At 65.6% G+C, this 12,891-nt stretch carries 7 protein-coding genes; all 7 read right to left on the reverse strand.

Going from position 1 to position 12,891, the window contains the following annotated elements; translation table 11 throughout:
• Window positions 1-128: 128 nt before the first annotated feature.
• The 7 genes from fusA to rplJ all read right to left on the reverse strand — a co-directional run bounded on the left by fusA (window position 129) and on the right by rplJ (window position 12,672).
• Window positions 129-2,258, reverse strand: coding sequence for an elongation factor G (gene fusA, locus EDD93_RS06145; protein WP_123524194.1), 2,130 nt, complete (start codon window positions 2,256-2,258; stop codon window positions 129-131).
• A gap of 38 nt (window positions 2,259-2,296) precedes the next feature.
• Entirely contained in the window at window positions 2,297-2,767 is a 471-nt protein-coding gene (gene rpsG, locus EDD93_RS06150; protein ID WP_014047773.1) for a 30S ribosomal protein S7, read from the reverse strand.
• A 2-nt stretch (window positions 2,768-2,769) separates the two neighbouring features.
• Window positions 2,770-3,141 carry a 30S ribosomal protein S12 gene (rpsL, locus tag EDD93_RS06155; RefSeq protein WP_003948652.1) on the reverse strand — a complete coding sequence of 124 codons (372 nt, stop codon included), beginning with the start codon at window positions 3,139-3,141 and terminating at the stop codon, window positions 2,770-2,772.
• 383 nt (window positions 3,142-3,524) lie between these two features.
• Complete coding sequence (locus EDD93_RS06160) at window positions 3,525-7,424, reverse strand: DNA-directed RNA polymerase subunit beta' (RefSeq protein WP_024493180.1); 3,900 nt, start codon at window positions 7,422-7,424, stop codon at window positions 3,525-3,527.
• Window positions 7,425-7,554: 130 nt separating this feature from the next.
• Window positions 7,555-11,040 carry a DNA-directed RNA polymerase subunit beta gene (gene rpoB / locus EDD93_RS06165; protein ID WP_073732690.1) on the reverse strand — a complete coding sequence of 1,162 codons (3,486 nt, stop codon included), beginning with the start codon at window positions 11,038-11,040 and terminating at the stop codon, window positions 7,555-7,557.
• A gap of 607 nt (window positions 11,041-11,647) precedes the next feature.
• Window positions 11,648-12,031, reverse strand: a complete 384-nt coding sequence (gene rplL / locus EDD93_RS06175; protein ID WP_123524195.1) for a 50S ribosomal protein L7/L12 — start codon at window positions 12,029-12,031, stop codon at window positions 11,648-11,650.
• Between the two features lie 83 nt (window positions 12,032-12,114).
• Window positions 12,115-12,672 carry a 50S ribosomal protein L10 gene (rplJ, locus tag EDD93_RS06180; protein WP_123461043.1) on the reverse strand — a complete coding sequence of 186 codons (558 nt, stop codon included), beginning with the start codon at window positions 12,670-12,672 and terminating at the stop codon, window positions 12,115-12,117.
• Window positions 12,673-12,891 lie beyond the last annotated feature (219 nt).

Here is a 12,891-nt window from a genome sequence, read left to right on the forward strand (position 1 = left end):
GCTTCATCGGCGCCAGGTGATCTTTGCTGGGATGCCGGGACCCGGGGGCATTCCGCTCAGCACGTGCGCGCTGTGCGGAATGCCCCACCGGGCTCCGGTGACAAGCCTAAAGCGTGAGCTCGGGAGAGTTACTCGCCCTTGGCCTTCGCGATGATCTCCTCGGCGACGTTCCGCGGAACCTCGGCGTAGGAGTCGAACTGCATCGAGTAGCTTGCGCGACCCGAGGTCTTGCTGCGGAGGTCTCCGACGTAGCCGAACATCTCCGAGAGGGGCACGAGGCCCTTCACGACGCGAGCGCCGCTACGCTCCTCCATGGCCTGGATCTGGCCACGGCGGGAGTTGAGGTCGCCGATCACATCGCCCATGTAGTCCTCGGGCGTGGTGACCTCGACGGACATCATCGGCTCCATGAGCACGGGGGACGCCCTGCGGGCACCCTCCTTGAACGCCTGCGAACCGGCGATCTTGAAGGCGAGCTCCGAGGAGTCGACCTCGTGGTAACCACCGTCGAGAAGGGTGACGCGGACGCCCACCATCTCGTAGCCGGCCAGGATGCCGAACTGCATGGCTTCCTGAGCACCCGCGTCCACCGAGGGGATGTACTCCCGGGGGATGCGGCCACCGGTGACCTTGTTGACGAACTCGTAGGACGCGTCGCCACCCTCGATGGGCTCGATGGCGATCTGCACCTTCGCGAACTGGCCGGTTCCACCAGTCTGCTTCTTGTGCGTGTAGTCGATGCGCTCGACGGCCTTGCGGATCGTCTCGCGGTACGCGACCTGCGGCTTGCCGACGTTCGCCTCGACGCGGAACTCGCGCTTCATGCGGTCGACGAGCACCTCGAGGTGAAGCTCGCCCATACCACCGATGATGGTCTGGCCGGTCTCCTCGTCGGAGTGCACCTGGAAGGAGGGGTCCTCCTCGGAGAGGCGCTGGATGGCGACACCCAGCTTCTCCTGGTCGCCCTTGGACTTCGGCTCGATGGCGACCTCGATGACCGGCGCCGGGAAGTCCATGGACTCCAGGATCACCGGGTTCTTGTCGTCACAGAGCGTCTCACCGGTCGTGGTCTGCTTGAGCCCCATGACAGCGATGATGTCGCCCGCGCCCACCGACGCGATCTCCTCACGCTTGTTCGCGTGCATGCGGTAGATCTTGCCGATGCGCTCCTTCTTGCCCTTGACCGAGTTCAGCACCGCGGTGCCGGCCTCGAGGCGACCGGAGTAGATCCGGACGAAGGTGAGCTTGCCGAGGTGCGGGTCGCTCGCGATCTTGAACGCGAGGCCGGAGAACGGCTCGTCGTCCGAGGGACGCCGCTGGATGACCTTCTCCGGGTCCTTGACGTCGTGGCCCTCGATGGCCTCGACGTCCAGGGGGGAAGGCAGGTAGCGGACGACCGCGTCGAGCAGGGGCTGGACGCCCTTGTTCTTGAACGCGGTGCCACAGAACACCGGGGTGACCGTGACGGAGTCGGCGGAACCCTTCGACGCGAGGGTGATCCGGCGGATCGCCTCGTGCAGCTGGTCCTGGGTGGGCTCGACGCCCTCCAGGTACAGCTCCATCATCTCGTCGTCGTTCTCGGAGACGGCCTCAAGGAGCTTGCCGCGCCATTCCTCGGCAGCTTCCTTGTGGGTGTCCGGGATCTCGATCGTGTCGTACATCTCGCCCTTGGCGGCCTCTTCGGGCCACACGAAGGCCTTCATCGACACGAGGTCGACGACGCCCTTGAAGTCGGCCTCTGCGCCGATGGGGAGCTGCATGACGAGCGGGACGGCACCAAGGCGGTCGACGATCATGTCGACACAGCGGTGGAACTCGGCACCCGTGCGGTCGAGCTTGTTGACGAAGCAGATACGCGGCACGCCGTAGCGGTCCGCCTGACGCCAGACGGTCTCGGACTGCGGCTCGACGCCGGCCACACCGTCGAACACGGTGACGGCACCGTCGAGGACGCGGAGCGAACGCTCCACCTCGACGGTGAAGTCGACGTGACCCGGGGTGTCGATGATGTTGATCGTGTGGTCAACATCATTGAGCGGCCAGTGACAGGTCGTCGCGGCGGACGTGATCGTGATGCCGCGCTCCTGCTCCTGCTCCATCCAGTCCATCGTGGCTGCGCCGTCGTGGACTTCACCGATCTTGTACGAAACGCCGGTGTAGAAGAGGATCCGCTCGGTGGTGGTCGTCTTGCCCGCGTCGATGTGGGCCATGATCCCAATGTTGCGGACCTTGGCCAGGTCAAGCGAAGTGGTGGCCATAAGGCTCAATCTTCTCTCGGTCTCGATGGGGTAAGCGACTACCAGCGGTAGTGCGCGAAGGCCTTGTTCGACTCGGCCATCTTGTGGGTGTCCTCGCGCTTCTTGACGGCAGCGCCAAGACCGTTGGAGGCGTCGAGCAGCTCGTTCATGAGCCGCTCCGTCATCGTCTTCTCGCGACGGGCGCGGGAGTAACCGACGACCCAGCGCAGCGCGAGGGTGGCGGCACGACCGGGCTTGACCTCGATCGGCACCTGGTAGGTGGCGCCACCGACACGGCGGGACTTGACCTCGAGCGAGGGCTTGACGTTCTCAAGCGCGCGCTTCAGCGTGATGACCGGGTCAGCGCCGGTCTTCTCGCGGAGGCCTTCCATGGCGCCGTACACGATCCGCTCGGCGGTGGAACGCTTGCCGTTGAGCAGGATCTTGTTGATCAGCGAGGTGACAAGAGGAGAACCATAGACCGGGTCAATGATGACCGGGCGCTTCGGGGCGGGGCCCTTACGAGGCATTCTTACTTCTCCTTCTTGGCGCCGTAGCGGCTGCGGGCCTGCTTGCGGTTCTTGACACCCTGGGTGTCAAGGGAGCCGCGGATGATCTTGTAACGAACACCCGGCAGGTCCTTCACACGGCCACCACGCACGAGCACGATGGAGTGCTCCTGCAGGTTGTGTCCCTCACCCGGGATGTAGGCCGTGACCTCGATGCCGGAGGTCAGACGCACACGTGCGACCTTCCGGAGCGCGGAGTTCGGCTTCTTCGGGGTGGTCGTGAACACACGCGTGCAGACGCCGCGGCGCTGGGGAGAACCCTCGAGCGCGGGCGTCTTGTTCTTCTCGACCTTGTCCTGCCGGCCCTTCCGGACCAGCTGCTGAATCGTAGGCACTACTTCTCCGGTTTCTGTGTGCCGTCGGTGAAACTAACCTGAAACAACTCCGACCCACGCGGTCGGGTGTGTCGAATGCTGCGGGTCACTGCCCTGAAGGCGGTTCATACGCAGATCACGGTGGCCAAAGACGGACTCGCCGTGCGGTTGAGGACACGCACACGAGCCCAGGCACACCCCAGGCACAAGGTCTGATCGTACCTACCTCATCGACTCCGGTCAAAACAAGTGTTGTCCACCCGGACAGGCCATCCGGCCGAGCCCCGTCCCTGACACCCCCGGCCGGGCCCGTGGGAGGCCGGCGGGCGGTCGTCCCGCACACGCCGGAGGGCGGCCACCCCGCGTACGGGGTGACCGCCCTCCGGTCGTATCAGGCGACTCGCTTACTGGTTGTACGGACCGTAGTCGTAGTCCTCCAGCGGAACGGCCTGGCCGGAGCCGGTGCCGAACGGCGAGTAGTCGATGTCGTCGTAGCCGACGGCCGAGTACATCGCGGCCTTGGCCTCCTCGGTCGGCTCGACCCGGATGTTGCGGTAGCGGGACAGACCCGTACCGGCCGGGATGAGCTTACCGATGATGACGTTCTCCTTGAGGCCGATCAGGGAGTCGGACTTGGCGTTGATCGCCGCGTCCGTCAGGACCCTGGTCGTCTCCTGGAAGGAAGCCGCGGACAGCCACGACTCCGTCGCCAGCGAGGCCTTGGTGATACCCATCAGCTGCGGACGGCCGGAGGCGGGGTGACCGCCCTCGGTGACCACACGACGGTTCTCGGTCTCGAACTTCGAGCGCTCGACGAGCTCGCCCGGCAGGAGCTCCGCGTCGCCGGACTCGATGATCGTCACGCGGCGGAGCATCTGCCGGATGATGATCTCGATGTGCTTGTCGTGGATCGACACGCCCTGCGAGTTGTAGACCTTCTGGACTTCGCCGACCAGGTGGACCTGGACCGCGCGCTGACCGAGGATGCGGAGCACGTCGTGCGGGTTGGTGGCACCCACGGTGAGCTTCTGGCCCACCTCGACGCGGTCGCCCTCGCCCACCAGCAGACGGGCGCGCTTGGAGATCGGGAACGGGATCTCCTCGCTGCCGTCGTCCGGCGTCACGACGAGCTTCTTCGTCTTCTCGGTCTCCTCGATCCGGACCCGGCCTGCGGACTCCGAGATCGGGGCGACACCCTTGGGCGTACGGGCTTCGAAGAGCTCGACGACTCGGGGCAGACCCTGGGTGATGTCGTCACCGGCCACACCACCGGTGTGGAAGGTACGCATCGTCAGCTGGGTGCCGGGCTCACCGATGGACTGGGCGGCGATGATGCCGACCGCCTCACCGATGTCGACCAGCTTGCCGGTGGCGAGCGAGCGTCCGTAGCAGAAGGCGCAGGTGCCGACCGCGGACTCACAGGTCAGGACCGAGCGGGTCTTGACCTCCTCGACGCCGGCGCCCACCAGGGCGTCGATCAGGACGTCACCGAGGTCGACGTTGGCAGGCGCGATGACCTTGCCGTCGATGACGACGTCCTCGGCGAGCATGCGGGCGTAGACCGAGGTCTCGACGTCCTCCGTCTTGCGGAGCACGCCGTCGGCGCCCTTGACCGCGATCTTCAGCTTGAGGCCGCGGTCGGTGCCGCAGTCCTCCTCGCGAATGATCACGTCCTGCGAGACGTCCACCAGACGACGGGTCAGGTAACCCGAGTCGGCGGTACGCAGGGCGGTGTCCGCCAGACCCTTACGGGCACCGTGCGTGGAGATGAAGTACTCCAGAACGGTGAGGCCCTCACGGAAGGACGCCTTGATGGGACGGGGAATCGTCTCGTTCTTGGCGTTGGACACCAGACCACGCATACCGGCGATCTGACGCATCTGCATCATGTTTCCTCGGGCACCCGAGTCAACCATCATGAAGATGGGGTTCGTCTTGGGGAAGTTCGCGTTCATCGCCTCGGCAACCTCGTTGGTCGCCTTGGTCCAGATCGCGATGAGCTCCTGCGTGCGCTCGTCCTTGGTGATCAGACCGCGCTCGTACTGCTTCTGGACCTTCTCGTCCTGGTCCTCGTAGCCCTTGACGATGGCCTTCTTGGCCTCGGGGACGACGATGTCCGCGACGGAGACGGTGACTCCGGAACGGGTGGCCCAGTGGAAGCCCGCCGCCTTCAGGTTGTCGAGCGTCGCCGCCACGATGACCTTGGGGTAGCGCTCGGCGAGGTCGTTGACGATCTCGGAGAGCTGCTTCTTGCCGACCGAGTAGTCGACGAACGGGTAGTCCTCGGGCAGCAGCTCGTTGAAGAGCGCGCGGCCCAGGCTGGTGCGCAGCCGGAAGGTGTCACCCGGCTGGTACTCGGGCTCGCCCTCCTCGGCGACCGGCGGCACCCAGCCACGCGGCGGGATGGTGCCCACCGGGAAGCGGATGTCGACGGACGACTGGAGCGCCAGCTCGCCGGAGTCGAACGCCATGATCGCCTCGGCCGTGGAGCCGAACGCGCGGCCCTCGCCCTTGGTGTCACGGAGTTCGCCGTCGGTGGTGAGGAAGAACAGGCCCAGCACCATGTCCTGGGTCGGCATGGTGACGGGACGACCGTCGGCCGGCTTCAGGATGTTGTTCGAGGACAGCATGAGGATGCGGGCCTCGGCCTGCGCCTCTGCCGACAGCGGCAGGTGCACGGCCATCTGGTCACCGTCGAAGTCCGCGTTGAACGCGGTGCAGACGAGCGGGTGGATCTGGATGGCCTTGCCCTCGACCAGCTGGGGCTCGAAGGCCTGGATGCCGAGGCGGTGCAGCGTCGGCGCACGGTTCAGGAGAACCGGGTGCTCGGCGATGACCTCTTCCAGGACGTCGTACACGACCGTGCGGCCGCGCTCGACCATGCGCTTGGCCGACTTGATGTTCTGCGCGTGGTTCAGGTCCACCAGGCGCTTCATCACGAACGGCTTGAAGAGCTCCAGCGCCATGGCCTTCGGCAGACCGCACTGGTGCAGCTTGAGCTGCGGGCCGACGACGATCACGGAACGCGCGGAGTAGTCCACACGCTTACCGAGAAGGTTCTGACGGAATCGGCCCTGCTTGCCCTTCAGCATGTCGCTGAGGGACTTGAGCGGGCGGTTACCGGGACCGGTGACCGGGCGACCGCGGCGGCCGTTGTCGAACAGCGCGTCGACGGCCTCCTGCAGCATCCGCTTCTCGTTGTTCACGATGATCTCGGGGGCACCGAGGTCAAGGAGACGCTTGAGGCGGTTGTTGCGGTTGATCACACGGCGGTACAGGTCGTTCAGGTCGGAGGTCGCGAAGCGGCCACCGTCCAGCTGCACCATCGGACGCAGGTCCGGCGGGATGACCGGCACGCAGTCGAGCACCATGCCCTTGGGCTTGTTGCTGGTCTGCAGGAACGCCGAGACGACCTTGAGGCGCTTGAGCGCACGGGTCTTCTTCTGGCCCTTGCCGGTACGGATGATCTCGCGGAGGCGCTCGGCCTCCTCGTCGAGGTCGAACGACTCCAGGCGCTTCTGCAGAGCAGCGGCACCCATGCAGCCGTCGAAGTACGTGCCGAAGCGGTCACGCAGCTCGCGGTAGAGCAGCTCGTCGCCCTCGAGGTCCTGGACCTTGAGGTTCTTGAAGCGGCTCCACACCTCGTCGAGGCGGTCGATCTCGCGCTGCGCACGGTCGCGCAGCTGCTTCATCTCGCGCTCGGCACCTTCGCGCACCTTGCGGCGCACGTCGGCCTTGGCGCCCTCGGCCTCCAGCTCGCCGAGGTCCGTCTCGAGCTTCTTCGCGCGGTTCTCGAGGTCCGAGTCGCGACGGTTCTCGACCTGCTGACGCTCGACGGAGACGTGCGCCTCCAGCGACGGGAGGTCGCGCGTGCGGCGCTCCTCGTCGACGAACGTGATCATGTACGCGGCGAAGTAGATGACCTTCTCGAGGTCCTTCGGCGCGAGGTCCAGCAGGTAGCCCAGTCGCGACGGGACGCCCTTGAAGTACCAGATGTGGGTGACGGGAGCGGCAAGCTCGATGTGGCCCATGCGCTCACGGCGCACCTTGGCACGAGTGACCTCGACGCCACAGCGCTCACAGATGATGCCCTTGAAGCGGACACGCTTGTACTTGCCGCAGTAGCACTCCCAGTCCCGGGTCGGACCGAAGATCTTCTCGCAGAAGAGTCCGTCCTTTTCGGGCTTGAGCGTGCGGTAGTTGATGGTCTCCGGCTTCTTCACTTCGCCGTGGGACCAGGTCCGGATGTCGTCCGCGGTGGCAAGGCCGATCCGCAGCTCGTCGAAGAAGTTGACGTCGAGCACTTGTCGTCAATCCCTCTTTCGGGGGTTCGAGCCCCCTCGCGTCAACGCGAGAAATCGGGGCACTTCAGCAATGGTCTGAACGGGTCCGGGGAGAGCCGGCCGGATCACAGGGATCCGGCCGGCCAACCCGTCAGACCTCTTCGACGCTGCTCGGCTCTCGCCGGGACAGGTCGATTCCGAGCTCCTCCGCCGCGCGGAAGACGTCCTCGTCCGTGTCGCGCATCTCGATGGACATGCCGTCCGAGGACAGCACCTCCACGTTGAGGCAGAGCGACTGCATTTCCTTGATGAGCACCTTGAAGGACTCGGGAATGCCGGGCTCGGGAATGTTCTCGCCCTTGACGATGGCCTCGTAGACCTTCACGCGGCCGGTCACGTCGTCGGACTTGATCGTCAGCAGCTCCTGGAGGGCGTATGCGGCGCCATAAGCTTCAAGGGCCCACACCTCCATTTCACCGAAGCGCTGTCCACCGAACTGAGCCTTACCACCCAGCGGCTGCTGGGTGATCATGGAGTACGGACCCGTCGAACGAGCGTGGAGCTTGTCGTCGACGAGGTGGTGGAGCTTGAGGATGTACATGAAGCCGACCGAGACCGGCTCCGGGAACGGCTCGCCGGAGCGGCCGTCGAACAGGTTGGCCTTGCCCGAGGGCTGGACCAGCCGGTCCCCGTCGCGGTTCGGGATCGTGGCCTGGAAGAGGCCGGTGATCTCGTCCTCACGGGCACCGTCGAAGACCGGGGTCGCGACGTTGGTGCCGGGGGCGACCTGGTCGGCGCCGATGAACTGCAGGCGCTTGGCCCACTCGTCACCGAGGCCGGAGACGTCCCAGCCGCGGCTGGCGAGCCAGCCGAGGTGGATCTCCAGGACCTGTCCCGGGTTCATTCGGGACGGGACACCCAGCGGGTTGAGGATGATGTCGACCGGGGTGCCGTCCTCCAGGAACGGCATGTCCTCGATCGGCAGGATCTTCGAGATGACGCCCTTGTTGCCGTGACGGCCGGCGAGCTTGTCACCATCGGTGATCTTGCGCTTCTGCGCGACGTAGACGCGGACCAGCTGGTTCACGCCCGGCGGCAGCTCGTCGCCCTCTTCGCGGTCGAAGACGCGGACGCCGATGACCTTGCCGATCTCACCGTGCGGCACCTTCAGCGAGGTGTCGCGCACTTCGCGCGCCTTCTCACCGAAGATCGCGCGGAGCAGGCGCTCCTCGGGGGTCAGCTCGGTCTCGCCCTTGGGCGTGACCTTGCCGACGAGGATGTCGCCGGCGACGACCTCGGCACCGATCCGGATGATGCCGCGCTCGTCGAGGTCCGCGAGGACCTCTTCGGAGACGTTCGGGATGTCCCGGGTGATCTCCTCCGGGCCGAGCTTGGTGTCACGGGCGTCGACCTCGTGCTCCTCGATGTGGATCGAGGAGAGGACGTCGTCCTGCACGAGGCGCTGCGACAGGATGATCGCGTCCTCGTAGTTGTGACCCTCCCACGGCATGAACGCCACGAGCAGGTTCTTGCCCAGGGCCATCTCACCGTTCTCGGTGGCCGGCCCGTCGGCGAGGACCTGGCCCTCGATGACGCGGTCGCCCTCGGAGACGACGACCTTCTGGTTGACCGAGGTGCCCTGGTTCGAGCGCATGAACTTCGCGATGCGGTACGTGGTGTACGTGCCGTCGTCGTTGGTCACGGTGATGTAGTCCGCGGAGACCTCCTGGACCACACCGTCCTTCTCGGCCTTCAGCACGTCACCGGCGTCGGTGGCGCAGCGGTACTCCATGCCGGTGCCGACGAGCGGCGCCTCCGACTTGATGAGCGGCACCGCCTGACGCATCATGTTCGCGCCCATGAGGGCACGGTTGGCGTCGTCGTGCTCCAGGAACGGGATCATCGCGGTGGCGACGGACACCATCTGGCGCGGCGAGACGTCCATGTAGTCGACTTCGGTGCCGGGCACGTAGTCGACCTCTCCGCCACGACGGCGGACCAGGACGCGGGGCTCGGTGAAGCGCAGCTCGTCGGAGAGCGTCGCGTTCGCCTGGGCGATGACGTAACGGTCTTCCTCGTCGGCCGTGACGTAGTCGACCTCGTCGGTGACCTGGCCGTCGACGACCTTGCGGTACGGCGTCTCGATGAAACCGAACGCGTTGACGCGTCCGTACGAGGCGAGCGAACCGATCAGGCCGATGTTCGGGCCTTCAGGGGTCTCGATCGGGCACATGCGTCCGTAGTGGGACGGGTGCACGTCACGGACCTCGAAGCCGGCCCGCTCACGGGAGAGACCACCCGGGCCAAGAGCCGACAGGCGGCGCTTGTGGGTGAGACCCGACAGCGGGTTGTTCTGGTCCATGAACTGCGACAGCTGGCTGGTGCCGAAGAACTCCTTGATGGAGGCGACGACCGGCCGGATGTTGATCAGGGTCTGCGGCGTGATCGCCTCGACGTCCTGGGTCGTCATCCGCTCGCGGACGACGCGCTCCATACGAGCCAGACCCGTGCGGACCTGGTTCTGGATGAGCTCGCCGACGTTGCGCAGACGACGGTTGCCGAAGTGGTCGATGTCGTCGGTCTCGACGACGATCGAACGGCCGGACTCACCGACGGTCTCGGTCTCCCCGGCGTGCAGCTTCACCAGGTACTTGATGGTCGCGATGATGTCGTCGCTGGTGAGGACACCGGCGTCGAGCGGCTCGTCCGCGCCGAGCTTCTTGTTCACCTTGTAGCGGCCGACCTTCGCGAGGTCGTAGCGCTTCGGGTTGAAGTAGAGGTTCTCGAGCAGCGTCTGAGCAGCTTCGCGGGTGGGCGGCTCGCCCGGACGCAGCTTGCGGTAGATGTCGAGCAGTGCGTCGTCCTGGCCCTGGGTGTGGTCCTTCTCCAGGGTGGCGCGCATCGACTCGTACTCGCCGAACTCCTCCAGGATCTGCTCGGTGGTCCAGCCGAGAGCCTTCAGGAGGACGGTGACCGACTGCTTGCGCTTGCGGTCGATGCGGACACCGACCATGTCGCGCTTGTCGATCTCCATCTCCAGCCAGGCACCCCGGGAGGGGATGATCTTGGCGGAGAAGATGTCCTTGTCGGACGTCTTGTCGATCGAGGAGTCGAAGTAGACACCCGGCGAGCGGACCAGCTGCGACACGACGACACGCTCGGTGCCGTTGATGACGAAGGTGCCCTTGTTGGTCATGAGCGGGAAATCGCCCATGAAGACCGTCTGGGACTTGATCTCGCCGGTCTCGTTGTTGGTGAACTCGGCCGTGACGAAGAGCGGGGCGGCGAACGTGAAGTCGCGCTCCTTGCACTCGTCGATCGAGTTCTTGGGGGGCTCGAAGCGGTGGTCGCGGAACGTAAGCGACATCGACCCGGAGAAGTCCTCGATCGGTGAGATCTCCTCGAAGATCTCCTCCAGGCCGGACTTGGTGGGGACGTCTTGTCCACTGTCCAGAGCAGCCTCGACGCGAGCCTTCCAGGCGGCGTTACCGAGGAGCCAGTCAAAGCTCTCGGTCTGCAGCGCGAGGAGGTTCGGAACCTCGAGGGGCTCCTTGATTTTTGCAAAAGAGATGCGCAGCGGGGCGGTGCTGGCGCCGTTGTTCGTATTCGCGGTCGAGGCGTTGCGCGAGGCGGCCAAGAGGGGGTCCTTCCGAGGGCTCGGACTCACTACGCGCGTACCGGTCCCAAACTGGACACATGGATAGATGTCCCTCTTCAGGGATGCTCAGTCCACGGTGCACAAGATGGGTATGCCCCTGGTGACGGGCAGGAGGCAGCTAACAGGCAGCGCAAAGGGTCAGTGTAGCCAAGAGGCACACTGATGTCCAGTCGGGGTTCTCAGAGACCCACGTTGCTCTCAACAGCTTGTTCTCAACACCTATGTCTAGCCCTGCGTAGCCCTGCATGAGCCGCGCTCTTCTTTACTGCCCTCTTCGCCCTCGATCCATGCCTCGGATCCGGATCGATGTGACGACGCGCCTTGAGAATTGCGCGCCTCGTGCGGTTCGTCAAGGCCCCCCAGCCGGGACGGGCCCCGGAGACCCGCCTGCGCCGCCCCCGCGCGCCGTTCGCACTCCCCTACGAGAGGCGCACGGCGAAGATCACCATACTCGTCAGCGCGGGAAGAGCAAGGCACTCCCACGGGTACGCCGAAAGGCGACCACCCGTACGGGTGATCGCCTTTCGCGATGTGACGTCCGTGCCTCGCGGCACGGTGGTCCAGACGAGTCAGAAGACTCGCAGGGTCACTTGACCTCGACGGAGGCGCCGGCGCCCTTGAGGGACTCGGCAGCCTTCTCGGCGGCCTCCTTGGCGACCTTCTCGAGGACGGGCTTCGGGGCGCCGTCCACGAGGTCCTTGGCCTCCTTGAGGCCCAGCGAGGTCAGCTCACGCACGACCTTGATGACCTGGATCTTCTTCTCGCCGGCACCCGTGAGGATGACGTCGAACTCGTCCTGCTCGGCCTCGGCCTCGGCGGCGGGGCCACCCTGGGCGGGACCGGCGACGGCGACGGCCGCAGCGGCGGTGACGTCGAACTTCTCCTCGAAGGCCTTAACGAACTCGGAGAGCTCGATGAGGGTGAGCTCCTCGAACTGGGCGAGCAGGTCTTCCTGGCTGAGCTTCGCCATGATGGCGTCCTTCCACTATTCGGCAGGTGCCGGATGTATATGTCGGCGGGCGTACGTGGAGCCCGCTGGACCGCTGAGCGAAATTACTCGGCGGCCTCGGCGGGAGCCGGAGTACCGGCACCGCCCTGCTCTTCCCGCTTGGCACGAAGCGCTTCCGCGGTGCGGACGAACTTCGACGGCAGAGCCTGGAAGAGCTGCGCAGCCTGAGTCTGCTTGCCCTTCATGGCACCGGCCAGCTTGGCGAGCAGAACCTCGCGGGACTCGAGGTCCGCGAGCTTCTTGAACTCATCGGCGGACAGCGCCTTACCGTCAAGGACACCGCCCTTGATGATGAGGTTGGGGTTGTCCTTGGCGAAGTCACGAAGACCCTTCGCCGACTCCACCGGGTCACCGGTGACGAAGGCAACCGCCGTCGGACCTGCGAACAGGTCGTCGAGCGTGTCGATCCCGGCCTCGTTGGCCGCAATCTTGGTCAGCGTGTTCTTCACCACGGCGTACTGGGCGTTCTCACCGAGCGAACGGCGCAGCTGCTTGAGCTGTGCCACGGTGAGACCCCGGTACTCGGTCAGCACAGCGGCGTTCGAGCTGCGGAACTGGTCCGCGAGCTCGGCTACCGCGGCAGCCTTGTCGGGCCTTGCCATGAGCGTCGGCCTCCTTCCGGGTGATGAGGACCGCTCAGAAGGGGCCGGAAAAGACGAAACGCCCCAGCACAAGTGCCAGGGCGTAGCTCAACCGCACGAAGTCCGGGAGCTTTCCACAGTCACCTGCGCAGGTCGTCCGTGCTCAACGGATCCTTCGGTTGCTGTTTCCTTGCGGAATGCAGCAACGACCAGCGGTCTTTGGCTTCTGCAGAAGAGTAC

Source organism: Streptomyces sp. 840.1 (genome assembly GCF_003751445.1).
Taxonomy (GTDB): Bacteria; Actinomycetota; Actinomycetes; order Streptomycetales; family Streptomycetaceae; genus Streptomyces.